At 61.2% G+C, this 23,352-nt stretch carries 21 protein-coding genes and 1 pseudogene; 9 read left to right on the plus strand and 13 right to left on the minus strand.

Features of this window, described 5'->3' with window-relative positions; translation table 11 throughout:
- Window positions 1–105 precede the first annotated feature (105 nt).
- Window positions 106–816, minus strand: a complete 711-nt coding sequence (gene sfsA, locus K5Q02_RS00095) for a DNA/RNA nuclease SfsA (RefSeq protein WP_225835193.1) — start codon at window positions 814–816, stop codon at window positions 106–108.
- Window positions 806–1,987: a pyridoxal phosphate-dependent aminotransferase gene (locus K5Q02_RS00100; protein WP_225835195.1), complete on the minus strand. Its 1,182-nt coding sequence runs from the start codon at window positions 1,985–1,987 to the stop codon at window positions 806–808. The genes sfsA and K5Q02_RS00100 overlap by 11 nt, the downstream gene beginning before the upstream one ends.
- Window positions 1,988–2,319: 332 nt before the next feature.
- Here K5Q02_RS00100 and dksA point away from each other — a divergent pair, with 332 nt between their 5' ends.
- The 3 genes from dksA to K5Q02_RS00115 are packed head-to-tail and all read left to right on the plus strand — an operon-like array spanning window position 2,320 to window position 4,296.
- Window positions 2,320–2,763: an RNA polymerase-binding protein DksA gene (gene dksA, locus K5Q02_RS00105; RefSeq protein WP_042554833.1), complete on the plus strand. Its 444-nt coding sequence runs from the start codon at window positions 2,320–2,322 to the stop codon at window positions 2,761–2,763.
- Between the two features lie 60 nt (window positions 2,764–2,823).
- A complete protein-coding gene (gene gluQRS / locus K5Q02_RS00110; RefSeq protein ID WP_225835196.1) occupies window positions 2,824–3,711 on the plus strand; it encodes a tRNA glutamyl-Q(34) synthetase GluQRS in 888 nt (295 codons plus the stop codon).
- A 51-nt stretch (window positions 3,712–3,762) separates the two neighbouring features.
- On the plus strand, window positions 3,763–4,296 hold the full coding sequence (locus tag K5Q02_RS00115; RefSeq protein WP_225835198.1) for a hypothetical protein: 534 nt from the start codon (window positions 3,763–3,765) through the stop codon (window positions 4,294–4,296).
- Window positions 4,297–4,396: 100 nt separating this feature from the next.
- On the opposite strand, the gene K5Q02_RS00120 is transcribed toward K5Q02_RS00115, so the two are convergent.
- Complete coding sequence (locus tag K5Q02_RS00120; protein ID WP_225835200.1) at window positions 4,397–5,287, minus strand: lipase family alpha/beta hydrolase; 891 nt, start codon at window positions 5,285–5,287, stop codon at window positions 4,397–4,399.
- 174 nt (window positions 5,288–5,461) lie between these two features.
- Between K5Q02_RS00120 and K5Q02_RS24320 the strand changes: the two genes are divergently transcribed.
- Both K5Q02_RS24320 and osmE read left to right on the plus strand, forming a co-directional pair.
- Window positions 5,462–5,596 carry a hypothetical protein gene (locus K5Q02_RS24320; RefSeq protein WP_268945242.1) on the plus strand — a complete coding sequence of 45 codons (135 nt, stop codon included), beginning with the start codon at window positions 5,462–5,464 and terminating at the stop codon, window positions 5,594–5,596.
- Between the two features lie 139 nt (window positions 5,597–5,735).
- Entirely contained in the window at window positions 5,736–6,089 is a 354-nt protein-coding gene (gene osmE, locus K5Q02_RS00125; RefSeq protein ID WP_225835202.1) for an osmotically-inducible lipoprotein OsmE, read from the plus strand.
- Between the two features lie 101 nt (window positions 6,090–6,190).
- Here the strand turns inward: osmE and cysN are convergent, their stop codons facing one another.
- Together cysN and cysD are read right to left on the minus strand one after the other, a co-directional pair.
- Window positions 6,191–8,086: a sulfate adenylyltransferase subunit CysN gene (gene cysN, locus K5Q02_RS00130; RefSeq protein WP_225835204.1), complete on the minus strand. Its 1,896-nt coding sequence runs from the start codon at window positions 8,084–8,086 to the stop codon at window positions 6,191–6,193.
- Between the two features lies 1 nt (window position 8,087).
- Window positions 8,088–9,005, minus strand: coding sequence for a sulfate adenylyltransferase subunit CysD (cysD, locus tag K5Q02_RS00135; protein WP_225835207.1), 918 nt, complete (start codon window positions 9,003–9,005; stop codon window positions 8,088–8,090).
- Between the two features lie 380 nt (window positions 9,006–9,385).
- Between cysD and K5Q02_RS00140 the strand changes: the two genes are divergently transcribed.
- Complete coding sequence (locus K5Q02_RS00140) at window positions 9,386–12,220, plus strand: autotransporter family protein (protein ID WP_225835209.1); 2,835 nt, start codon at window positions 9,386–9,388, stop codon at window positions 12,218–12,220.
- 54 nt (window positions 12,221–12,274) lie between these two features.
- Here K5Q02_RS00140 and K5Q02_RS00145 read toward each other — a convergent pair whose 3' ends face one another.
- Entirely contained in the window at window positions 12,275–13,033 is a 759-nt protein-coding gene (locus K5Q02_RS00145; protein ID WP_225835211.1) for a Nif3-like dinuclear metal center hexameric protein, read from the minus strand.
- Between the two features lie 108 nt (window positions 13,034–13,141).
- Here K5Q02_RS00145 and algW point away from each other — a divergent pair, with 108 nt between their 5' ends.
- The 3 genes from algW (at window position 13,142) to K5Q02_RS00160 (ending at window position 17,381) form a co-directional block, all read left to right on the plus strand.
- Complete coding sequence (gene algW, locus K5Q02_RS00150; protein WP_225835213.1) at window positions 13,142–14,287, plus strand: Do family serine endopeptidase AlgW; 1,146 nt, start codon at window positions 13,142–13,144, stop codon at window positions 14,285–14,287.
- Window positions 14,288–14,540: 253 nt separating this feature from the next.
- The gene (locus K5Q02_RS00155) at window positions 14,541–16,640 is read left to right on the plus strand and encodes a TonB-dependent siderophore receptor (protein WP_442964027.1); all 2,100 of its coding nucleotides are present in this window, start codon (window positions 14,541–14,543) and stop codon (window positions 16,638–16,640) included.
- A gap of 15 nt (window positions 16,641–16,655) precedes the next feature.
- The gene (locus K5Q02_RS00160; RefSeq protein ID WP_225835215.1) at window positions 16,656–17,381 is read left to right on the plus strand and encodes a DUF4198 domain-containing protein; all 726 of its coding nucleotides are present in this window, start codon (window positions 16,656–16,658) and stop codon (window positions 17,379–17,381) included.
- Between the two features lie 101 nt (window positions 17,382–17,482).
- Here the strand turns inward: K5Q02_RS00160 and hisC are convergent, their stop codons facing one another.
- The 7 genes and pseudogenes from hisC to K5Q02_RS00195 form a co-directional block, all read right to left on the minus strand.
- Window positions 17,483–18,535, minus strand: coding sequence for a histidinol-phosphate transaminase (hisC, locus tag K5Q02_RS00165; protein WP_225835218.1), 1,053 nt, complete (start codon window positions 18,533–18,535; stop codon window positions 17,483–17,485).
- A gap of 36 nt (window positions 18,536–18,571) precedes the next feature.
- Window positions 18,572–19,882 (minus strand): histidinol dehydrogenase, encoded by a 1,311-nt coding sequence (gene hisD / locus K5Q02_RS00170; RefSeq protein ID WP_225835220.1) that lies wholly within the window; start codon window positions 19,880–19,882, stop codon window positions 18,572–18,574.
- Between the two features lie 122 nt (window positions 19,883–20,004).
- Entirely contained in the window at window positions 20,005–20,640 is a 636-nt protein-coding gene (hisG, locus tag K5Q02_RS00175) for an ATP phosphoribosyltransferase (RefSeq protein ID WP_225835222.1), read from the minus strand.
- A gap of 4 nt (window positions 20,641–20,644) precedes the next feature.
- Window positions 20,645–21,909, minus strand: a pseudogene (gene murA, locus K5Q02_RS00180) (UDP-N-acetylglucosamine 1-carboxyvinyltransferase).
- 15 nt (window positions 21,910–21,924) lie between these two features.
- Window positions 21,925–22,164: a BolA family protein gene (locus tag K5Q02_RS00185; protein ID WP_225835224.1), complete on the minus strand. Its 240-nt coding sequence runs from the start codon at window positions 22,162–22,164 to the stop codon at window positions 21,925–21,927.
- A gap of 242 nt (window positions 22,165–22,406) precedes the next feature.
- Window positions 22,407–22,715 carry an STAS domain-containing protein gene (locus K5Q02_RS00190; RefSeq protein WP_225835226.1) on the minus strand — a complete coding sequence of 103 codons (309 nt, stop codon included), beginning with the start codon at window positions 22,713–22,715 and terminating at the stop codon, window positions 22,407–22,409.
- Window positions 22,712–23,344, minus strand: coding sequence for an MlaC/ttg2D family ABC transporter substrate-binding protein (locus K5Q02_RS00195; protein ID WP_225839883.1), 633 nt, complete (start codon window positions 23,342–23,344; stop codon window positions 22,712–22,714). The genes K5Q02_RS00190 and K5Q02_RS00195 overlap by 4 nt, the downstream gene beginning before the upstream one ends.
- Window positions 23,345–23,352: the final 8 nt, after the last annotated feature.

A 23,352-nucleotide genomic window follows, 5' to 3' on the forward strand; every position in this document is an offset into this window, starting at 1 on the left:
TCAACGCCAGGCTACAGAAGCATGCTGGCGGGAACGCGGCCCCGTAGCCTGGGTGGAGCGCAGTCCCGTAGCCCGGGTCGAGCGCAGCGACACCCGGGAGCCGTCTCAGCCCAACCGCACATCCAGGCGCCGTACTACCTCGATCCCCTGCGGCGAGATATCCACACCGTAAGCCAGCACCTCGATACCCGCGCTCACCGCTTCGCTCAGAGCCGCCGCGTAGGTCGGGTCGATTTCCCCGGCAGGCCGCACCGCCTCGATGCCCGACAGGTTCACGCAATACAGTTGCACGGCACGCACGCCGCTGCGCGCCAAGGCCGCGAGCTCACGCAGGTGCTTGGCACCGCGCTCGGTACGCGCATCCGGAAAGGCCGCCACGGCGCTGTCGGCGAAGCCCAGGGTCACGCTCTTCACCTCGACGAACGCCACGCCGCTGGTGTACTCGAGGCAGAAATCCACCCGACTGCGCTCCACGCCATAAGGCACTTCGCGGCGTAGCGCGGTAAAGCCTGCCAGCTCGGAGATCACCCCGGCGCGCAGCGCTTCTTCGACCAGCCCGTTGGCGCGTCCGGTGTTGATGCAGGCCAGGCGGCCCTGGGGCGTTTCACCGATTTCCCAAGTACCCGGCAGTTTGCGCTTGGGGTCACTGGAACGGCTGAACCAGACCTTGCAGCCCTCGCTCATGCAGTTGAGCATCGAGCCGGTGTTAGGGCAGTGGATGGTCAGCAGTTCGCCGCTGGTGGTTTCGATGTCGGCGAGAAAGCGTTTGTAGCGACGCAGCAGGCGACCTTCTTCGAGCGGCGGATCAAATCGCATTGGCGCTCCAGCTCTTCAGGCCACGGGCAATACGTTCGACCGCCTGCTCCAGGCGCGGCAGGCTCTGCGTGTAGGCGAAGCGCACGTGATGCCCTGCCTGATGCCGACCGAAGTCCAGGCCCGGAGTGAACGCCACATGCTCGGTTTCCAGGAAGTGTTGGCAGAAACCGTAGGCATCGCCACCGAAGGCGCTGATATCCGCATACAGATAAAAGGCGCCCTGAGGCTCCACGGCAATGCCGAAGCCCAGTTCGCGCAGCGCGGGCAGCAGGAAGTCGCGGCGCTCGGCAAAGGCGGCCCGCCGCTCTTCGAGAATCGCCAGGGTCTGCGGCTCGAAACAGGCCAGCGCGGCATGCTGGGCCATGCTCGGCGCGCTGATATAGAGGTTCTGGGCCAGTTTCTCCAGGTCTGCGATCGCTTCTTCGGGTGCCACCAGCCAGCCCAGGCGCCAGCCAGTCATGCCAAAATACTTGGAGAAGCTGTTGAGCACGAAGGCATCATCGTCCACCTCCAGCACGCTGCTGGCATCCACGCCATAGGTCAGGCCGTGATAGATCTCGTCGACCACCATATGGCCGCCACGGGCCTTCAAGGCCTGGGACAAAGAAGACAGCTCCGCAGCGCTCAGCAGCGTGCCGGTGGGGTTGGCCGGCGAGGCGAGCAAGGCGCCGACGCTATCGGCGTTCCAGCAATCGGCGACCGTCTGAGCGGTGAGCTGATACCGCTCTTCGGGCCCCACCGGCACCAACTGCGCAGCGCCTTCCACGAGGCGCAGGAAGTGCCGATTGCAAGGGTAGCCCGGGTCGGCCAGTAGCCAATGCTTGCCCGGATCGACCAGCAGGCTGGCCGCCAGCAACAGCGCACCGGAGCCGCCCGGCGTGATGAGGATGCGCTGCGGGTCTATGTTCAGTCGGTAGCGCTGCGCATAGAAAGCGGCGATCGCCTCACGCAGGGCCGGCAGCCCGCGAGCGGCGGTATAGCGGGTATGCCCTGCAGCCAGTGCAGCCTGACCGGCCGCAACGATGGGCGCGGCGGTGGTGAAGTCCGGCTCGCCGATTTCCAGGTGAATGACATCATGGCCCTCGGCCTGCAACTGATTGGCCCGCGCCAGCAAGGCCATCACGTGGAAGGGTTCGATCGCGCGGCTGCGGGCGCTGTAGAGCTGGGCCATGGGGAAATGCCTTGGGAAACCTATTAAAGGTGGAATTCTATCAGGACGGCTCTGTCATACCGTGCCGACGCACCACTGAAACACGTGTTTACACTGCAATTGCAAAAGCCCGTTCGGCAGATAGGACAGAGCCCGTGTTGAGCCGCAAGGCGCCGTGCAAAGCCACTGAGGGTGCTCTGTCGAACTAAGACGCACAACCATGACATCCGGGAGTGGCGCGGCTTGAGGCGATCTGGTAAGTTCGCCCGCTTGCAGTCGCAGGGCCGTTATTGTAAACGGCAACGGACACATTCCCTGCGCAGTGGATTAGAGAGAGTGAGAGGCGGCCATCCATGCCCATCAAAGCAAAAGCAACAAACGGCCAATTGATTCGTGGCTTCGAACCCTACAAGGAAACCAAGGGCGAGGAGTACATGAGTGAGGCGATGCGCGCCCACTTCACCGGCATCCTGAACAAATGGAAGCTGGAGCTGATGCAGGAAGTTGATCGCACCGTTCACCACATGCAGGACGAGGCAGCCAACTTCCCAGATCCGGCAGACCGTGCCAGCCAGGAAGAAGAGTTCAGCCTGGAACTGCGTGCCCGTGATCGCGAGCGCAAGCTGATCAAGAAAATCGACGAAACCCTGCAACTGATCGAAGACGAAGATTACGGCTGGTGCGATTCCTGTGGCGTCGAGATCGGCATCCGCCGTCTGGAAGCCCGCCCAACCGCCACCCTTTGCATCGACTGCAAGACCCTGGCGGAAATCAAGGAAAAACAGGTCGGCTCCTGAGTCGATCAACAGACGGGGCGCTCAGGCGCCCCGTTTCGTTTCCCCCTCCGTAACGCCCTCATGCACAGTCCCACTTATATCGGTCGCTTCGCCCCTACGCCCAGTGGCTATCTGCACTTCGGCTCGCTGGTCGCCGCCCTCGCTTCCTACCTCGACGCCCGTTCCGTAGGCGGCCGCTGGCTGCTGCGCATGGAAGATCTCGATCCGCCCCGAGAGGTTCCCGGAGCACAGAGCGCGATTTTGCAAACCCTCGAGCGCTATGGCCTGCACTGGGATGGCGAACTGACCCGCCAGAGCGAGCGCTATGCCGAATACGAAGCGCTGGTGCAGCGCCTGTTCGATCAGGGCCTGGCCTACGCCTGTACCTGCTCGCGCAAAAAACTCGAAGGCAGCGGCGGCATCTATCCGGGTTACTGCGGTAATGCTGGCCATGGGCGTCATGACGCCGCCATCCGCCTACGCGTACCGCAACTGACTTACCGCTTCACCGATCGAGTACAGGGCGAATACAGCCAGCACCTGGGTCGAGAAGTGGGCGATTTCGTTATCTGCCGTCGCGATGGCTTGTATGCCTACCAGCTCGCTGTCGTCCTGGATGACGCCTGGCAAGGCATCAACAACGTGGTACGCGGCGCCGACCTGCTCGACTCGACGCCACGCCAACTCTACCTGCAAGAGCTGCTCGGACTGCCCCAGCCGCGCTATCTGCACGTGCCGTTGATCATCCAGCCCGACGGCCACAAGCTCGGCAAGTCTTATCGCTCACCGCCGCTGCCGAGCGACCAGGCCACGCCGCTACTGATTCGCGCCCTGCACGCACTCGGCCAGAACGCCCCGCGCGAACTCGAAGATGCCAGTGCCGACGAGCTGCTGCTGTGGAGCGCACGCCACTGGGATGCCACGCGCATCCCGCGCACACGCAACCTGGCGGAAAGTCAGTTGCGCTGATCGCCCGTAAAGGGCAGCCTTGCGCACCCAACACACGATCAGGAATCTGCCATGCGCGCCCAGCTCGAAGAACTCATCGGTAAAATCAGCTCGGGCTGCCTGCCGCAGGACGAAATCACCCGTATCGCTGACGAAGCGGCACAGGCCTATGCCGACCCACAGGCATTTCTGGCGGCCAACCCGGACGTCAACTACGACGACAGCTTTCCCATCCCGCTGGGCGAATGGATGGTGATCGGCAACCTGCCGGATACCGTGCTGTTCCAGGCCGACAGCTACGACGAGCTGTTTCGCCAGATCACCGAGTCGTTCGGCGCCGAAGTGAGCTTCGTGCTCACTGCCAAACAATTGCACAAGGTCGAGCCGTTGAAGGCCCTGAACCGCATCCAGGTGCAGCTGAGCAGCCTGTCGAAGGAAACCCAGGGCTATGTGCTGGTCGACTTCAGCGAGCCGCTGGACGATGAGCTGCAGGCCGTACTGGTGTACACCAGCGAACTGCCTCGGGTGCTGGAACTGGCGGTGGAAGTGGGCATCTACGCAGCACCGGCCTATGAGACGCTAAAGGCAGCGCAGGCCGGGCAGTGAGCCTGGGCCGACCGTAGGGTTTTGCGTCACGCCTGAAAAAGATCCTGGGTATCGCTTCGCTCAACCCAGGCTACGGTTCCACTGCCATATGCCGGCAGAGTTACAGCCCGGCGTCGTGCAGCCTGCGTAGGTGCTCGATGTACAGGCTGACTGGGTTGACCCCCTCGCCGGCACGGCCGAAGTGCTGGTTGACGATATCCAGGTGATCGAGCGGATAGTCGTCGCGGATAACCTTGCCCAGGTGGGAGCTGACGCGGCCGACCATGCCATCACACTGCCCGGCCTCGCGCACGAAGGTGCGCGCAAAGCGCCGGCAGAACCAGTTCGACAGATCACGGCGATTGCCGCCCTGGTCGGTGATGCCTGGCTGCAGGGTGCCGGACCAGGAGTAATAGCGCACGCCATTGACCTCCTCCGGCCCATCTTCTCCCCACACTGACGGCAGGCCCTGAGGATATTGGTGATTGAAGATGCCAACGCCCTCGGTGGTCAGCGAGCGATGGGCGGCCTTGGCATTGATCGGCATGCTCGCGCCACGGGCGCCGCTGTCGAACAGAGTCACCACCCGCGCCAGCACATGTACCCCAAACTGCAGCAGCGTGCCGCGCAGGCTGCCCGGTGCAGCTTTGCGTTCAATGTGGTCGGCCAGTTCGGAACCCTGATGCGGGCCGGCCAGGGAAGTCACCGAGGCGACCCATTCCGGCCGGCGGGCAGCCGCGTAGCGACACACCAGAGCACCCTGGCTATGGCCGATCAGGTGCACCTTCTCCGCGCCACTGCGCCTACGCGCTTCGGTGATCTGTAGCAATAATTGTTCGCCGCGAAGCTCGGTGGCATGCACCGCCGACAGACGCGCGGGATAAACGTCGACGCCCTGATTGCGCAGGGCCGTGACGATGCCATACCAGTATTCGAAACCGAACAGACTGACAAAACCCAGAAAACCAGGAACCAGCACCAGTGGGTACCGGGGAACTGCACGATGACCCATTTCAGTCTCCATGGAGGAGCGCCACCTGGCCAAAACGGCAGGCATCAGGTAGCGCGCGGGAAAGCACATCATGATTGTCGATGGCCACTATCGAGACAGTCGACTTCATCCCTGACTGCCTCGCCCTTAGCATGGTTCCGTGAAACACCGTATGCAAAGAGAACGAGGTGCACCATGAAAGTCCTGACCATCTTCCTAGCGTTGAGCCTGCTGAGCGCCAATGCACTCGCATTGCCCAGTCGCAGCCCATCACCCATTTTGGGTGAGGCCGTAGACAGCAGCCAGCAACAGCCGGGAATTGAGCGCTAGCCCCTGAATGAACGCCTGCAACGGCACATGAGTGCATCTGCAGGCATAACCAGACCAAGCCATGGGTGATTTAGGACGAACTTATCCACACTCGTCGGGCTCGAAAAAATGGTCTGGTTCATCACAAGGGAAATACACCATGTTCAAGCAAAGTCTGGGTGCTGCATGCGTTCTGGCCGTCCTTACCGGTTGTGCCGGTAAGCCGGAAAATCCGGTTGACCACATCACCTACCGCAACGAGCCGCTGGTCAAACAGGTCGAGAAGGACATGAGCAAGTCGACCGTTCTGGAGTTGGGTGGCCCACCCTCCTCGGAGATAACCCGCACGCTTCTTCCGGGCACCTGCAACAACTATGTCCTCAACCGTGACGGCAAAGAACAGCCTTACTACGTTGCCTTCAACTCCGCAGACCGGGTCGACAGCAAAGGCTTCCTGACCTGCGAGCAGATGGAAATCAACGAGCGCGAACGCGCCCGTGGTAAGGGCATCTGATTCAGCCGCCGGTAATAAAAAATGCCCGCCTCTAAGGAGAGCGGGCATTTTTTTGTGCAGTCGAGCAGCAGGGCCGACGCGCAGCTGATCATCAGTAGGTTTTAGATAGCGCCACGGCTACGCAGGATGGCCAGCACGTGCTTGACACCCTCGTCTACCGACAGGCTCTGAGTATCCAGCACCAGATCCGCATTCAGAGGCACATCGTAGGGGAAGGAATCGCCCGGGATGTTATCGCCACCCGCCGCATACAGCCCTTGCGGATCGCGCTCTGCACAAACCAGCGGTGAAGCCTGCACATAGACGGTGATCAGGCGCTCGGCACCGATCAGCGCCTTGGCTTGCTCGCGTCCTTCAGCATCCGGCGCCACGAAAGCGGCCAGGGTAAGCAGACCGGCTTCGTTGAACTGACGCGCCACGTGGGCGGCACGACGCCAGTTCTCGGTACGCCCGGCGCGATCCTGCGGCAAACCCTTGTTCAGGTCATGGCGCAAGTTCTGGCCATCGAGCACGTAAACCGCACGGCCCATGTCGAACAGCTTGCGCTCGACCGCGTACGCCAGCGTGCTCTTGCCTGCGCCCGACAGGCCGCTGAACAGCACGGTGGCCGGTTGCTGGCCGAAGCGCGATGCACGCTCTTCGGTGGAGACGTGGCCGGATTCGCTGTGGTGACCCGAACCGGAAACCTGAGCATCGCTGATGATCATGCCGGCGCCGACGGTGCCATTGGTCAGCCGGTCGATGATGATGAACGAGCCAGTGGTGCGGTTATGGGCATAACCGTCCAGGGCGATCGATGCATCAAGGGCGATCTTCACCTTGCCGATTTCATTGAGCTGCAGGCTGCTCGCGGCGCCCTCTTCCAGGGTGTTCACATCGATCCGGTGAGCGATGCTGGCAATGGAGCCCGGCACGTAGCTGGTGGCGCGCTTGATGTCGTATTTCTTGCCAGGCAGCATCGGCTCTTCGGCCATCCACACCAGCATGGCGTCGAAGCTGTCGACCACCTGCGGACGGTTGTCGGCATGCACCAGCATGTCGCCGCGCGATACGTCGATCTCGTCTTCCAGGGTCAGGGTGATCGCCTGGCCAGGGCCGGCCTGCTCCAGCTCGCCTTCATAGGTGACGATGGACTTGACCTTGCTGCCCTTGCCCGATGGCAGAGCGATGATTTCATCACCCTTGCGCACGATGCCGCTCGCCAGGGTGCCGGCGAAGCCGCGGAAGTTCAGGTTCGGACGATTGACGTACTGCACAGGGAAGCGCAGATCGTCGAAATTGCGGTCGCCCGCCACTTCCACGGTCTCGAGAATTTCCATCAGCGACTGGCCGCTGTACCACGGCGAACGCTCGGACTTGTTGACCACGTTGTCGCCCTTGAGCGCCGACATGGGCACGAAGAACAGCGACGTGGGCTTGAGGTTGATCTTGTCGGCAAAAGCCTGGTAATCGGCCTTGATCTGCTCGAACACACCTTCATCGAAGCCCTTCAGATCCATCTTGTTGATGGCGACGACGATGTGCTTGATGCCCAGCAGCGAGGCGATGAAGCTGTGGCGCTTGGTCTGGGTCTGCACGCCGTAACGAGCGTCGATCAGGATGATCGCCAGGTCGCAGTTGGAGGCGCCGGTTGCCATGTTGCGCGTGTACTGCTCATGGCCGGGGGTGTCGGCGATGATGAACTTGCGTTTGGTGGTGCTGAAATAGCGGTATGCGACATCGATGGTGATGCCCTGCTCGCGCTCGGCCTGCAGGCCGTCGACCAGCAGCGCCAGGTCGATGTCTTCACCGGTGGTACCGACTTTTTTCGAGTCTTTGGTGATGGCGTCCAGATGGTCTTCGTAGATCATCTTGGAGTCGTGCAGCAGGCGGCCGATCAGCGTGCTCTTGCCGTCGTCGACATTGCCGCAGGTCAGAAAACGCAGCAGCTCTTTACGTTCGTGCTGGGCCAGGTAAGCGAGGATATCCTCGCTGATCAGTTCGGATTGGTGCGACATATCAAAAGTACCCCTGGCGTTTCTTCTCTTCCATCGAGCCGGACGAGTCGTGGTCGATGACGCGGCCCTGGCGCTCAGAGGTCTTGGCCAACAGCATTTCCTGAATGATTTCCGGCAGGGTGCTGGCAGTGGACTCCACCGCGCCTGTCAGCGGGTAGCAGCCCAGGGTACGGAAGCGCACCATCTTCTTGTGAATGCTGGCTTTCTGCTCGGGAGTGAGGTGCTCGAGGATGCGTTCATCGTCGATCATGATCAGCGCGCCATTCATCTCGATCACTTCGCGCTCTTCGGCGAAATACAGCGGCACGATCGGAATCTGCTCAAGGTAGATGTACTGCCAGATATCCAGCTCGGTCCAGTTGGACAGCGGGAATACGCGGATCGACTCGCCCTTCTTGACGTTGCCGTTGTACACATTCCACAGCTCGGGGCGCTGGTTCTTCGGATCCCAGCGGTGCTTGTTGTCGCGGAACGAGTACACACGCTCCTTGGCACGAGACTTCTCTTCGTCACGGCGCGCACCACCGAAGGCGGCGTCGAAGCCGTACTTGTCCAGCGCCTGCTTGAGGCCTTCGGTCTTCATCACGTCGGTGTGCTTGGCACTGCCGTAAGTGAAGGGGTTCATGTCCTGCGCCACACCCTCAGGGTTGGTGTGGGTGATCAGATCCAGGCCGTACTCGCTGACCATCTTCTCGCGGAAGCTGTACATCTCCTGGAATTTCCAGCGCGTGTCCACGTGCATCACCGGGAATGGCAGTTTCCCGGGAAAAAAGGCCTTGCGCGCGAGATGCAGCATCACGGCGGAATCTTTGCCGATGGAATAGAGCATCACCGGGTTATCGAATTCGGCGGCCACTTCACGAATGATGTGGATGCTTTCCGCCTCGAGCTGTTTCAAGTGCGTCAGTTTGTCGAGCATGGCTACTCACGGGATAACGATATTTTATTCAGGCCGGCGGGCCTTGGACGAGCGCGCACTCTAGCACAGCGCCTCATTCTATTCAGGAAGCCACTTAGATCGAAACGATCTAACTTTATTCCACCGAAACAGCCTGCACGGCACGCCCCAGAACGGGAGCAATTACGTGGAATTTCAGGCTCGAATCTAAAAAAATGTCTCAGTATGAGATGCGTATCCATCTTATTTTGCGAAGCGCAAAGCAGTCTAAACGTCAACGCCTTGACACCTCATCAGCTGCGAATCAACCTATATTCACAACGCAGCCTTGTCCCACACGGGATGTGAGTTCCATCTCACCGCACCATTGGATTTCAGCTACAGCGCTCAAGGAGAGCCACATGCAGTCTAGCCCTTTGTCCTATTCCCTTCTTGCCCTCGCCATCACCACCGCCAGCCTTTCAGCCCACGCAGAAACCTACCAGATCGACAACGGCCCCAAGAGCTGGGGTAACGAAGTCATTGCAGACGGCCTGACTATCAGTGGTGAACTAATCACTCCAGCCAGTGCAGTGACTTTGCAGCCGGGTACCCATGTGCGGGGCGACCTGACTCTCGACGCCGCGATCAATGCAACTGGCGGCGAGAATAGCCAGGCCCGATACGCGAGACCCGTCACGATAGGTAGTAGCCCGATCGATGAGGTACTAATCGACGGCGCCCTGGTGAACAAAGGTAGCCTGATCACAGGCGGTAGCGCTGCCGTCGGCATCAAATCCAGTCATGCGCACATCGGCGGCGGAATAAGAAACGAAGGCAGTATAAGCATCCGCAACAGCAACTTCCTCGAATCGTCGGGAGGTGTGATCGGTGACGCGATGCCTGCTGGATTGAGCCTGCATGAAACGAGCCTGGGCGGCAGCCTGAGCAACAGTGGCCGAATAGAGGTATCCAGCACGGACGTTGCGAGGGGCATCGAGCTGACGAATAGCGACTTGTCCGGCGCAGCACTGGAAAACAGCGGCAGCGGCGTGATCGACGTGACCGGTGACGAAGCCAACGCTATTTTGGTGAACTTTCAAAGCGAAGTGGCCGAGCTGACCAACGCAGGAGCCATTCGAGTGGTAGGTATCACCTCCATTGGCGATACCACCAATCTAAGTGAAGCGGGTGGCATCAACATTGGCAGCAGCATCATCCATGGCACGCTGAACAACAGCGGCAGCGTTACCGTTAGCGGCTATGAAGCGACCGGTATCGACCTTCGCTCTTATGACGGTGATAACAACAAGGCCCGCATCGGTGGAGACCTGCTCAACAGCGGCACCATCGACGTGACCGCAGTGGCCGAGGATGGCGCAACTGCACGTGGCATCGAGATCTCTCACGGGCAGATTGGTGGCGCTCTCGATAACAGCGGTACGATTTCAGCGAAGGGCGCCGACTCTGTAGGTATCTATGTCGATGGTGGTCGCATCGGTGGCGATATCGTCAACAGCGGCACTGTCAGTGGGGAGCGTGTTGGCATCTATCTCAACTATCCCAGCAGTGCACAATTCAACATTCCTGTGATCCAGCAGAACGGTGGCCTGATCGAGGGCGGCCAGTATGCGATCTATTCGGAGGGTACAGCACCATCTCGTCTACGACTGGCGGGTGGAACGATCAAAGGAAACATCTCGGGCGTGTCGTACATAGATGTGACGGGTACAGCGGTCTTCGAGGGTACCCACATAGATGCACTCAGATACGGCGGCGTGGATGTATATAACGCCGAGGATAGTCCTCTCGGCACGGCCGGCCACCTGACGCTGACTCAACCTCACGTCACCCTGGATGGCTATCTGGAGATGAACAGGGGCACCGTGCTGCAGCTGAACCTCAGCGAAGCGACTGATCCCAACCGTGCCATTGTCACGGTGCGCGACGACGCCTATTTTGCTCCTACGAGCAGCATCGCTCTGCGTCCGACCTCTGAGGCATTCCGGGCTGCAGGCAAGGAGTACAAGTTAATCAAAGCAGGAGTACTCGAGTACGAAGGCGCAGGCCCGCAGGTTCTCAGTAGCTCCCCACTGCTGACCGTCAACTCCTCCAGACTCACCGATACCGAAGTTCTGGCGACAGTCAGCACCGTATCCGGCGAACAGGCCGGCGAGATCATCGACCAGGCAGGCAGCAGCCCGAACGCGGGCCGCGCTTTCCAACCCTTCTATGCAAGTGTCATGGGGCAACTGGACAACAGCGACCCTGTATTCCAGGCATTCGCCAACGCCGACGAAGCCCAGCTCGCGGCACTGAGCGAGCAGCTCGCACCGCAAGTCGATGGTGCCGCGCAGGCCGCAGCGAACGCGGCGCAACACATGGTGACCGGCGCAGTAGCTTCGCGTACTTCGGCGCTGCGCGGCGCGTCCTCCGGCTCGGCATTCAGTGAGAGTGGCTTCTGGGTGCAGGGTCATGACAGCGATCTGCGTCAGGGTCGCCGCAGCGGCATCGCCGGTTACGACGCCGACAGCCGCGGTCTCAGCCTGGGTATCGACGGCAAGCTGAACGAGCAATGGACACTGGGTGCCGCCTACAGCAACCTGGACACCAACGTGAGTGGCCGCAACGGTAACAAGAGCGAGATCGACACCCAGGTGCTGACGCTCTACTCGGGCTTCGAACAAGGCCCGGTTTTCGTCGACACCAGCCTGAGCTACGGCTTCAACGACAACACCAGCAAGCGCAACGTCGCCGGCACTCGCGCCAAAGGTGATTTCGACAGCCAGTCTCTGGCGCTGAACCTGGAGGCAGGCTACGGACTGCACGCCAACGGCATCACCCTAGAGCCGCGCGTTGCCGCACGCTACAGCCGCCTGGACATCGACAGCTACCGTGAAAAAGGCTCTTCGGCAGCACTGGCAGTGAGCAGCCAGCGCTACGAGACCATCGAGCTCGGTGCGGGTGCGCGTCTGGCCAGCCAGTTCTCCGTCGGCCAGGGTACGCTGGAGCCGGAGCTGAAGCTGATGGCCTATCACGACTTCGCGGCCGATCAAGCCACCAGCACCTCGAGCTTCGTGCTCGGCGGTTCGTCATTCGTAACCCACGGCGCCAGCCCGGCCCGTGACAGTTACGAGGCCAGCCTGGGCGTCAACTACCGCGTCGGTGCGCTGAGCCTCGGTGCGGGCTATGAGCACGTGGGTCGTTCGGGCTTCGATGCCGACACCCTGCGTGCCAAGGTTCGTTACGACTTCTGATCCTGCCCCAATACGGCGACCGAGCGGCAGGCCCGGTCGCCGTTCCTCGAAACCCTAGATCGGGTTCGGACAATCGATGAACAGATGCTCGATGGCGAAGCGCCGGCTCAGGTATTCGCCTAAGGCCTGAACGCCATAGCGTTCGGTCGCGTGATGCCCAGCAGCGATGAAGCTGACGCCGTTTTCCCGGGCGCTGTGGTAAGTCTGCTCGGAGGCTTCTCCGGTCAGATAGAGGTCGACGCCTGCGGCGATGGCCTGATCGATATAACCCTGCCCGCCCCCCGTGCACCAGCCAATACGGCTGACCATTCCCTCCCCCTCCACCAGCAATGGCTCGCGCCCCAGCACTTCATGTACGCGGCGGGCAAAATCCCGTGCGCTGATGGGCTGCGCCAGCGAACCGACCAGGCCGACGGTACGTGGGTTGTCCGGTTCCAGCGGCCCCTCGACGGTAATATCCAACTGCCGGGCGAGCTGCACGTTGTTGCCCACCTCGGCGTGTACATCCAGCGGCAGGTGATAGGCCAGCAAACTGATGTCGTTGGCCAGCAGGGTTTTCAAGCGACGCTGCTTCATGCCAGTGATGCAGGGATTCTCGCCCTTCCAGAAATAGCCGTGGTGCACCAGCAGCACATCTGCGCGAGCCTCCACCGCAGCGTCGATCAGCGCCAGGCTGGCGGTCACGCCACTGACGATGCGCTGCACCTGTGGCCGGCCTTCGACCTGCAGGCCATTGGGGCAGTAATCGCTGATACACGAAGCGCCAAGATAGCGTTCGGCATCCTCCACCAAGGTCGTTAGAGCAATGGCCATATTGTTTCCTCACGAGCTGTTGCGAACCGCTGCTTTATTGGCGCGGTTCTCTATAATGGCGCACCTTAAGGGCCCGATCAGGGCCTCGCAACCCTCAGGATTGGATCGATGCTCAAGGCCCTGCGTTTCTTCGGCTGGCCACTACTGGTCGGCGTTCTGGTATCGCTGCTGGTCATGCAACAGTACCCGCAACTGGTGGGCCTGCCGATGCAAGACGTGCAGCTCCGCCAGGCGCCTGCCTACGCCCGCGCGCAGGAGGGCCCTGCTTCCTACGCCACGGCAGTGAGCACTGCCTCGCCGGCGGTGGCCAACCTGTACACCACCAAGTACGTAGGCAAGTCTAACCACCCGTTGCTCGATGATCCGCAGTTCCGCAAGTTCTATGGTGAGAATCTGCCAGGCCAACGACGTATGGAATCCAGCCTCGGCTCGGCAGTGATCATGAGCCCGGAAGGCTATCTGCTGACCAACAACCACGTGACAGCCAATGCGGATCAGATCGTAGTGGCACTCAAGGATGGCCGCGAGACGCTGGCACGGGTGATCGGTAGCGATCCGGAAACCGACCTCGCAGTACTGAAGATCGATCTCAAGGATCTGCCCTCCATGACACTGGGCCGCTCCGACAATATCAGGATCGGCGACGTCACCCTGGCCATCGGCAACCCGTTTGGCGTCGGCCAGACCGTGACCATGGGCATCATCAGCGCCACCGGGCGTAACCAGCTGGGCCTCAACACTTACGAAGACTTCATCCAGACTGACGCGGCGATCAACCCCGGCAACTCCGGCGGTGCGCTGGTCGACGCCTATGGCAATCTGGTCGGCATCAACACGGCGATCTTCTCCAAATCCGGCGGTTCTCAAGGCATTGGCTTCGCCATCCCGGTGAAACTGGCGATGGAGGTGATGCAGGCAATCATCGAGCATGGTCAGGTAATCCGTGGCTGGCTGGGCCTCGAAGTGCAACCGCTGACTCCGGAGCTGGCCGAGTCCTTCGGGCTGGAAGGACGGCAAGGCATCATCGTCGCCGGCATCTACCGCAATGGCCCGGCGCAGAAGGCGGGGCTGCAGCCCAACGATCTGATCCTCAAGATCGATGGCGAACCCGCAGGCGATGCCCGCCGCTCGATGAACCAGGTCGCTCGCGCCAAACCGGGTGAGACGATCCGTATCGAAGTCATGCGCAATGGCAAGATGATGGAACTCAGCGCCGAAGTCGGCGTACGCCCACCAGTAGCCACCAGCAACTAGTGCACATGGCGTTGCTGCCAGAAATACCGCTGCACCGGACTGCGATCAGCCAGTAGCAATACACAGGGAATGGCCGATCGCCCACGCCTTCCCTGATCTTCCATAGGTACCGCCTGGCTTCGTCTTGAAGCGCGGCTCGTCCTGAAAACCTTACCGTGAACACGACACAGATAGCGAAATAGAAAGCTGTAGTTGCAGCCTGACAGCATTAAAATGTAATGTTATTACGTTTTTTAATCTGCCAAGGATCTGCATCTTGCGTCGCTCCCTCGCCCTGCTCACCAGCCTACCGCTCAGCCTGCTGAGTATTTCCTCGTACGCCGAAAACCCCGATACGCTGCTGCTCGACGAAAGCGTGATCAATGCCCAACATCGCCAGGAGTCCGCCGATGGCCCGGTACAGGGCTACCGCGCCACTCGCTCGGCAACGGCTACCCGTACCGACACCGACATCCGCGATACCCCGCAGAGCATTCAGGTGGTACCGGCCCAGGTGCTCAAGGATCTCAACACCACGCGCATCGACCGCGCCCTGGACTTCGCTGGCGGCGTTTCGCGGCAGAACAACTTCGGTGGGCTGACCTTCCTCAATTACAGCGTGCGGGGCTTCACCACCGGCGAACTGTACAAGAACGGTTTCGCAATCAACCGAGGCAGCTACAGTTCGCCGGACACCTCCAACATCGAACGAATTGAAGTCCTCAAGGGGCCGGCTGCCAGTCTCTATGGCCGCGGCGACCCTGGCGGCCTGGTCAATATCGTCACCAAGCGCCCGCAAGAGGAGGCATTTACCACCCTCTCGCTCAGTGCCGGTAGCTGGGATCGCTACCGCAGCAGCCTGGACGTGAATACTCCACTTACCGAAGACGGCCACCTGCTCTCCCGGGTCAATATGGCCATCGAGGACAACGGCAGCTTTCGCGATCACGTCGGCAGCGAGCGACGCATCATCAGTCCGTCGCTGAGCTGGCAGATCTCCCCGGACACCCGACTGATGCTGGACGCCGAATTCTCACGCACCGAATCGGTATTCGACCGTGGCATTCCCGCCGTGAATGGCCAGCTGGGCTCGGTCAAGCGCTCGACGTTCGTCGGCGAGCCCAACGACGGTGACATTCGCAACGACAACCAGACCCTCGACCTGGCCCTCGAGCACTACCTGAACGACACCTGGAAACTGCGTCTGGCCAACCATTACACCCAAGGCACCTTGCAGGGAAACAGCTCGGAACCCCAGGCGCTGGTCGGCACCACCATCACCCGCTTCTATCGCCAACGTGATTTCGAGTGGAACGACAACATCACCCAGGCCGAGCTGCATGGTGATTTCGAGTTTGCCGGCTGGCAGCACCAGACCCTGATCGGCCTGGAGTACGAGAACTACCGCAACAGCCAGAAGTATCCACAGAGCGCGACCCTGCTGAGCTACGGCCTGGATATCTACAACCCGGTGTACGGCCAGCCCAAGCCAGCGCTGGCGCGTGTCAATGACTTCCACGAGCGCACGGAAAGCTACGCACTAAACCTGCAGGATCAAGTCGCCTTTACCGATCGTCTGCGCGGCCTGGTCGGGGTACGCCTGGAGCATGTCGAGCAGACATCACTGAACCGCTCCACGCGCGTCAGCAACAGCCAGGAAAAGGACGTCGCCACACCGCGCCTCGGCCTGCTCTATCAACTGACACCGCAGGTCGGCGTGTTCGCCAATGCCTCTACCTCGTTCAAACCCAACACCATCGGCACCCAGGGCCAGGTCTACAAACCGGAGAAAGGCCTGGGCTACGAGACCGGCGTGAAACTCGACCTGCTCGACGGCCGCCTCGGCGCGACCATCGCCCTGTTCCAGATCGACAAGGAAAACGTCATCACCACCGACGCCCTGGGTGAAAGCGTGGCCGCCGGCGAGGCCCGCAGCCAGGGCCTGGACATGCAGTTCAGCGGCCAGTTGAGCGACGCCGTACGCGTCATCGGTGCCTACGCCTACATCGACGCCGAGGTAACCAAGGGCGACGCCGCCCTGCCAAAGGGCAGCGACCTGCTCGGTATTGCTCGCAACAGCGCCAGCCTGATGAGTGTGTACGAGTTCCAGAACGGTGCCCTGCGCGGCTCCGACCTCGGCGCAGCCCTCAACTACGTCGGCGAGCGCTCTGGCCAGGCGGGTAGCACCTTCACGGTGCCGTCCTACAGCACGGTCGATCTGCTGGCCCACTACAAGGCCAGCGAGGAAGTCACCGTGGGCCTGAACCTCAACAACCTGTTCGACCGCAAGTATTACGAGCGCGCCTACAACAGCGTCTGGGTGCTACCCGGCGAGCCGCGCAACCTCAGTGTCAGCCTGACCCTCAACCTCTGATCGAAAGGACGCATCATGCGCATCTCAAGCAAAACCGCCGCCCTACTGGCACTCCTGGCCGTTGCCGGCCAGGCCGGCGCCCACGGCCTGTGGACGGAGCAACGCCGCGGCAATATCGAAGTAGTCTACGGCCATGGTGCCGAAGACGACGCTTTCAAGGCCGACAAGATCAGCCGCGCCTGGGCCTTCAACGGCGCCGGCAAGACCATTCCGGTGACCATCGAACGCCTTGCCGACCATGCCCGCCTGAAGCCGCTGAGCGTACCGGCTTCGCTGGCCGTGGCACTGGATAACGGCGCCTGGTCAAAGACCGCAGACGGCAAATGGATCAATCAGGGCCGCAGCAAAGTCCCGAACGCCGTGGAAGCACTGCATACCTACAAATACAGCCTGGCGATCTATCAGGAAGGCGCCCAACTGCCCGATCTGAAAGATCTGCGTATGGTGATCGTGCCCTTGGCCGATCCTCTTGAAGTCGGTGTAGGCAAGCCGCTGCCGGTTCGTGTGCTGGTCGACGGCAAGCCAGCTGCCGATATCAAACTGATCGGCGACTACCGCAGCGCACCGGATCAGGTCAGCGCCACCACCAATGCCAAGGGCGAAGCACAGGTGGTGATTCGCAACGAAGGCCTGAATATCATCGCCGCCGAGGCCAGCCAGGCGGTGAAAGGTGATGCCGATATCGACAGCCGTGGCTACTTCACCTCGCTGACGTTTATCGGTCAGGGGCATCATCACTGACAGGGTTTCCCGGGTATCGCTGCGCTTAACCCGGCTACAGAGATATGGATGTAAAAAAGCCAGGGCATTTGCCCTGGCTTTTTCATTTCCATCCATAAACGTCAGAGCGTTGCCAGCGCATCCAGCAGCGCCTGGTTTTGCTCGGGTGAACCGATGCTGATGCGCAGGAACTGGGCGATACGTTCCTGTTTGAAGTGGCGCACGATCACGCCCTGCTCACGCAGTGCTGCCGCAATACCGGCGGCATCACGCTGCGGGTGGCGGGCGAAGATGAAGTTGGCCGCCGAAGGCAGCACCTCGAACCCCAGCGCTTGCAAACCAGCCGTAACCTTTTCGCGGCTGTCGATCACCGCGGCGCAGGTCTGTTCGAAGTAGGCCCGATCCTCGAACGCAGCCGCAGCACCGGCGATGGCGATGCGGTCCAGCGGGTAAGAGTTGAAGCTGTTCTTGATCCGCTCCAGCGCCTCGATCAGATCCACGTGCCCAACTGCCAGACCAACCCGCAGGCCCGCCAGAGAGCGGGACTTGGACAGGGTCTGGGTCACCAACAGGTTCGGGTACTTGTCGACCAGGCTGATGGCCGAGACGCCACCGAAGTCGATATAGGCTTCATCCACCAGCACCACGGTATCCGGGTTGGCCTGCAGCAACCGCTCGATGGCCTCCAGGGCCAGCAGACAGCCGGTCGGGGCGTTGGGGTTGGGGAAAATGATGCCGCCATTGGGCCGCGCATAATCCTCAAGACGGATCTGGAACTGCTCGTCCAACGCCAACGGCTCGGCCTGAATGCCGTACAGGCCGCAGTAGACCGGGTAGAAGCTGTAGCTGATATCAGGGAACAACAGCGGTTTGCCGTGCTGGAACAGGCCGTGGAAGGCATGGGCCAATACTTCGTCAGAACCATTGCCGACGAATACCTGAGCGGCCTTTACGCCGTAGAACTCGGCAACCGCCTGCTTCAGGCGATCGCCATTGGGGTCGGGGTACAGACGCAGGTCGTCGTTCAGCTCCTCGCCCATGGCGGCAATAGCCCTGGGCGACGGACCATAAGGGTTTTCATTGGTATTGAGCTTGACCAGCTTGCTCAGCTTGGGCTGCTCACCCGGTACGTATGGCACCAGGTCTTTGACGAAGGGGCTCCAGAATTTGCTCATCTGCCCGCTCTCCTCGAATTCGGTTTAGTCGTTGGGTCAGTTCTTGATGCGGTACTCGGCACTACGCGCATGGGCGGTCAACGACTCGCCACGGGCCAGTACCGAGGCCACCTTGCCGAGCTTGGAAGCACCTTCGGCCGAACAGTGGATGATCGACGAACGCTTCTGGAAGTCGTAGACCCCCAGTGGCGACGAGAAGCGCGCAGTGCCCGATGTAGGCAACACGTGGTTCGGCCCCGCACAGTAATCGCCCAGCGCTTCGGCGGTGTAACGGCCCATGAAAATGGCCCCCGCGTGGCGGATCTCAGGCAGGTACTGCTCCGGGTTCTCGACCGAGAGTTCCAGGTGCTCGGGCGCGATCCGGTTGGCCACCTCGATGGCCTGGGCCATGTCCGCGACCAGGATCAGCGCGCCGCGGCCTTCGATAGAGGTACGGGCAATAGCCTCACGCTCCAGGCTCGGCAACAGGCGCGTGATGCTCTCGGCGACCTTGTCGAGGAAAGCCGCATCCGGGCTGACCAGAATCGACTGTGCGTCTTCATCGTGCTCGGCCTGGGAGAACAGATCCATGGCGATCCAGTCCGGGTCGGTCTGGCCGTCGCACACGACGAGAATCTCCGACGGCCCGGCGATCATGTCGATACCGACCTTGCCGAACACATGGCGCTTGGCAGTCGCTACATAGATGTTGCCTGGGCCGACGATCTTGTCCACCGGCGGCACGCTTTCGGTGCCATAGGCCAGCGCCGCGACAGCCTGGGCGCCACCAATGGTGAACACCCGGTCGACACCGGCAATGCAGGCTGCGGCAAGCACGATCTCGTTGATCTCGCCACGCGGCGTGGGCACCACCATCACCACTTCCGGGACACCGGCAACCTTGGCCGGAATGGCATTCATCAGCACCGACGACGGATAGGATGCCTTGCCGCCCGGCACGTACAGGCCGGCACGATCCAACGGCGTGACCTTCTGGCCCAGCACCGTGCCGTCGGCCTCGGTGTAGGTCCAGGATTCCTGCTTCTGCTTCTCGTGGTAGCTGCGCACGCGCTCGGCGGCGACTTCGAGCGCCTGGCGCTGCTCGGCGGTAATGCGCGTCAGCGCCAGTTCCAGACGCTCGCGCGGCAGAATCAGGTCGGCCATGGAGGCGACTTCAAGGGCATCGAAACGCTGGGTGAACTCGACCAGCGCAGCATCGCCACGCTCACGCACGGCCTTGATGATATCCAGCACGCGCTGATTGACGCCGTCATCCGAGACGCTTTCCCAGCTAAGCAGATGATCCAGATGATGAGCGAAATCCGGGTCGGCAGCGTTGAGTCGGCGAATGGCAACTGGAGCGGTCATAGCTGAAGCCTCATCTGGAGTTTTTCAGGCGCCACATTAACAGGCCTCCCCGTGCGGGCACCTGAAAAGTTGGCTATGACACGGATAGGCGTTGCGCAGCCCGAAGGCCGCGCGGGAGAGGATCAATGCGGATGGTGCGTCTCGACGGCTTCACGCAGCGTGTCGATCAGGGCCTGGACGCGGCTGTGCTGCATCTTCATGGACGCCTTGTTGACGATCAGCCGCGAGCTGATGTGCGCGATCAGCTCCTGAGCTTCAAGACCGTTGGCTCGCAGCGTGTTGCCGGTGTCGACCACATCGATGATCTTGTCGGCCAGGCCAACCAGCGGCCCCAGCTCCATGGAACCGTACAGCTTGATGATGTCGACCTGACGGCCTTGTTCGGCGTAGTAGCGCTTGGCGACGTTAACGAACTTGGTGGCCACCCGCAGACGGCCCTTGGGCTCGGCCGCACCGATGGCGCCGGCGGTCATCAACTTGCAGCGGGCGATACGCAGATCCAGGGGCTCGTAGAGCCCCTGGCCGCCGTATTCGAGCAGTACGTCCTTACCGGCGACGCCAAGATCGGCAGCGCCATGCTCGACGTAAGTCGGTACGTCGGTGGCGCGCACGATCAGCAAACGCACGTCGTCCTGGGTGGTCGGGATGATCAGCTTGCGGCTCTTGTCCGGATTCTCGGTCGGCACGATGCCTGCCGCCGCGAGCAGCGGCAGGGTGTCATCGAGAATACGGCCTTTGGACAGGGCAATGGTCAGCATGTGGTCAGCCCGGCACGCGGCGAATCTTCGCCCCCAGCAATTGCAGTTTCTCTTCGATGCATTCGTAACCACGGTCGATGTGGTAGATGCGATCGATCACCGTGTCGCCCTGGGCGACCAGCGCGGCGATAACCAGGCTCGCCGAAGCACGCAGGTCGGTAGCCATTACCGGAGCGCCCTTGAGTTGTGCGGTACCGGTGACAATGGCGGTGTTGCCTTCGACCTGGATCTGCGCGCCCATGCGGCTCATTTCATAAACGTGCATGAAGCGGTTTTCGAAAATCGTTTCGATCACAGTACCGGAGCCTTCGGCAATGGCATTGAGAGCGATGAACTGCGCCTGCATGTCGGTCGGGAAAGCCGGATAAGGAGCGGTGCGCAGGCTAACGGCCTTCGGACGCTTGCCCTTCATGTCCAGCTCGATCCAGTCGACCCGGTAGTGATTTCGGCACCGGCTTCCTGCAGCTTGGCCAGCACAGCTTCCAAGGTGCTCGGATCAGCATCCTTGACCTTGATGCGGCCACCCGTGGCGGCAGCGGCGACCAGGTAGGTACCGGTTTCGATACGGTCGGGCATCACGCTGAAGCGAGCGCCATGCAGGCTTTCAACGCCGTCGATGGTGATGGTGTCGGTACCGGCACCTTGAATCTTCGCGCCCATGGCGATCAGGCAGTTGGCCAGATCGACCACTTCAGGTTCACGAGCAGCGTTCTCCAGTACGGTGCGCCCTTTGGCAAGGGTAGCGGCCATCAGGATGTTCTCGGTGCCGGTCACGCTGACCATATCGAAGAAGAAGTGCGCACCGCGCAAACCGCCTTCCGGCGCCTTGGCCTTGATGTAGCCGCCTTCGACATCGATGGTCGCGCCCATGGCTTCCAGACCGCGGATGTGCAGGTCGACCGGGCGCGAGCCGATGGCGCAACCACCAGGCAACGCCACTTCGGCCTCACCGAAACGGGCGACCATTGGGCCGAGCACCAGAATCGAAGCGCGCATGGTCTTCACCAGCTCGTACGGCGCGACTAGGGTCTTCATGGTACGCGCGTCGACTTCGACGCTGAGCTTCTCGTCGATGATCGGTTCGATACCCATGCGGCCGAACAGCTCGATCATCGTGGTGATGTCGTGCAGGTGCGGCAGATTGCAGATGGTCACCGGCGCGTTGCCGAGCAGGGTCGCAGCCAGAATCGGCAGTGCGGAATTCTTGGCACCGGAAATGCGGATCTCGCCGTCGAGACGCACGCCGCCAGTAATGCTTAATTTATCCATAGCTAACTCGTCGTCTCAGGAGCGCGCGGCCCAATCGGCACGGCTGAAGAATTTCATGCTCACGGCGTGGATGCTGCCATCGGCGATCCAGGGATTGAGGTGAGCGTAAATTTGCTGCTGGCGCTTGACCGGGCTAAGGCTGGCCAGCTCGTCGCTGATCAGATTGAGCTGGAAGTTGCAGCCTTCGCCGTCGACCTCTACCTGAACCTCCGGCAGTTTGGTCTCCAAGAAACTTTTTACCTCAAGGGCCTGCATGCTCAACCTCGATCAACGTATTCAATAAGCGTGAACGTCGCATGGCGACATCTGTTTACAGCGTCCGGGCCAGCAACTGCGGGGATGGTCAGGCAGCAACGCTGCTGGCTGCACGATCCGCCAGCGGCACTCGGCACGGGCCTGTAGACATGGGGCCGGCATCATAACAAAAAATTGCCAGAAGCAATTCTCGGTATCGAGCTGCGGCGCCAGAAGGTAATCACCGCGGCGTATTGAATGCCTTAGGCTTCCAGGGGAAGCACGTGGTGCAGCTCGCACACCTTGGCGATCCCATTCATGTCTTGGGGCAGGCCGCGAATGCTCAACACTTTGTCAGCAGCTTGAGCATCGCGGGTATAGGCAAGCAGCAGAGACAAACCGACACTGCTGGACTTCTCCACCGCCGAACAATCGATCACGCAGGCACTTGCCTGGGTGGCCTGGATCAGCCGACCGCCCTGCTCACGCAGGGCCGGACCACTCTGATAATCGAGGACGCCGGAGAGCGCGAGAACGCCCGGCGCCTGTTCGACGATGGCCGCTGAACTCACGACGCCCCCCGGGCCTGACGGGCGCGGGCAACGGTGTCTGCCCAGCTGTCGATGACCTTGTCGAGATCGTTGCGGTTGTTCTGCATGGACTGCGCGAACTGATCGCGGAACAGCTTGCCAACGTTGATGCCGTTGATCACCACGTTACGCAGCTTCCAGGTTCCGTCCATGGCAACCATGGTGTACGACAGCGGATAGACCGTGCCCTTACCATCGCGGATTTCCATGTTGACCGAGGTACGCTGTGGATCCTGCTTGCCAGTGGCCGGCAGCACACGGATGTCCTGATTGTTGTACTCGAGCAACGCGTTGCCATAGAACTGCATCAGGCTGCGCTTGAAGTTCTCCTGGAAGCGGGTCATCTGCTCGGGCGTGGCTTCACGCGAATAGCGCACCGTCATGACACTGCGGGCAACGCCATCGACATCCACGACCGGGCCGAGAATCTCGTTGAGCGAGTTGTAGAAGGCATCAGGATTGCTGCGGTACTGCTCCTTGTTGGCCTTGAGGTCGGCCAAGAGGGTCTGCGTGGTTTCCTGCACCACTTCATGGGCAGCAGGCGCAGCCACTGCCAGCAAGGGTAGCGCGGCCAGCAAAGCGACAACGCTGTTACGCATGGTCTTGATCATCATCGGGT

The organism is Pseudomonas sp. MM211 (genome assembly GCF_020386635.1).
Lineage (GTDB): Bacteria > Pseudomonadota > Gammaproteobacteria > Pseudomonadales > Pseudomonadaceae > Aquipseudomonas.

Bases quoted from the DNA above. Each gene is read 5' to 3' on its own strand.
- sfsA (WP_225835193.1), bottom strand. From the start codon at position 816: ATGCGATTTGATCCGCCGCTCGAAGAAGGTCGCCTGCTGCGTCGCTAC.
- K5Q02_RS00100 (WP_225835195.1), bottom strand. From the start codon at position 1,987: ATGGCCCAGCTCTACAGCGCCCGCAGCCGCGCGATCGAACCCTTCCAC.
- dksA (WP_042554833.1), top strand. From the start codon at position 2,320: ATGCCCATCAAAGCAAAAGCAACAAACGGCCAATTGATTCGTGGCTTC.
- gluQRS (WP_225835196.1), top strand. From the start codon at position 2,824: ATGCACAGTCCCACTTATATCGGTCGCTTCGCCCCTACGCCCAGTGGC.
- K5Q02_RS00115 (WP_225835198.1), top strand. From the start codon at position 3,763: ATGCGCGCCCAGCTCGAAGAACTCATCGGTAAAATCAGCTCGGGCTGC.
- K5Q02_RS00120 (WP_225835200.1), bottom strand. From the start codon at position 5,287: ATGGGTCATCGTGCAGTTCCCCGGTACCCACTGGTGCTGGTTCCTGGT.
- K5Q02_RS24320 (WP_268945242.1), top strand. From the start codon at position 5,462: ATGAAAGTCCTGACCATCTTCCTAGCGTTGAGCCTGCTGAGCGCCAAT.
- osmE (WP_225835202.1), top strand. From the start codon at position 5,736: ATGTTCAAGCAAAGTCTGGGTGCTGCATGCGTTCTGGCCGTCCTTACC.
- cysN (WP_225835204.1), bottom strand. From the start codon at position 8,086: ATGTCGCACCAATCCGAACTGATCAGCGAGGATATCCTCGCTTACCTG.
- cysD (WP_225835207.1), bottom strand. From the start codon at position 9,005: ATGCTCGACAAACTGACGCACTTGAAACAGCTCGAGGCGGAAAGCATC.
- K5Q02_RS00140 (WP_225835209.1), top strand. From the start codon at position 9,386: ATGCAGTCTAGCCCTTTGTCCTATTCCCTTCTTGCCCTCGCCATCACC.
- K5Q02_RS00145 (WP_225835211.1), bottom strand. From the start codon at position 13,033: ATGGCCATTGCTCTAACGACCTTGGTGGAGGATGCCGAACGCTATCTT.
- algW (WP_225835213.1), top strand. From the start codon at position 13,142: ATGCTCAAGGCCCTGCGTTTCTTCGGCTGGCCACTACTGGTCGGCGTT.
- K5Q02_RS00160 (WP_225835215.1), top strand. From the start codon at position 16,656: ATGCGCATCTCAAGCAAAACCGCCGCCCTACTGGCACTCCTGGCCGTT.
- hisC (WP_225835218.1), bottom strand. From the start codon at position 18,535: ATGAGCAAATTCTGGAGCCCCTTCGTCAAAGACCTGGTGCCATACGTA.
- hisD (WP_225835220.1), bottom strand. From the start codon at position 19,882: ATGACCGCTCCAGTTGCCATTCGCCGACTCAACGCTGCCGACCCGGAT.
- hisG (WP_225835222.1), bottom strand. From the start codon at position 20,640: ATGCTGACCATTGCCCTGTCCAAAGGCCGTATTCTCGATGACACCCTG.
- K5Q02_RS00185 (WP_225835224.1), bottom strand. From the start codon at position 22,164: ATGCAGGCCCTTGAGGTAAAAAGTTTCTTGGAGACCAAACTGCCGGAG.
- K5Q02_RS00195 (WP_225839883.1), bottom strand. From the start codon at position 23,344: ATGATCAAGACCATGCGTAACAGCGTTGTCGCTTTGCTGGCCGCGCTA.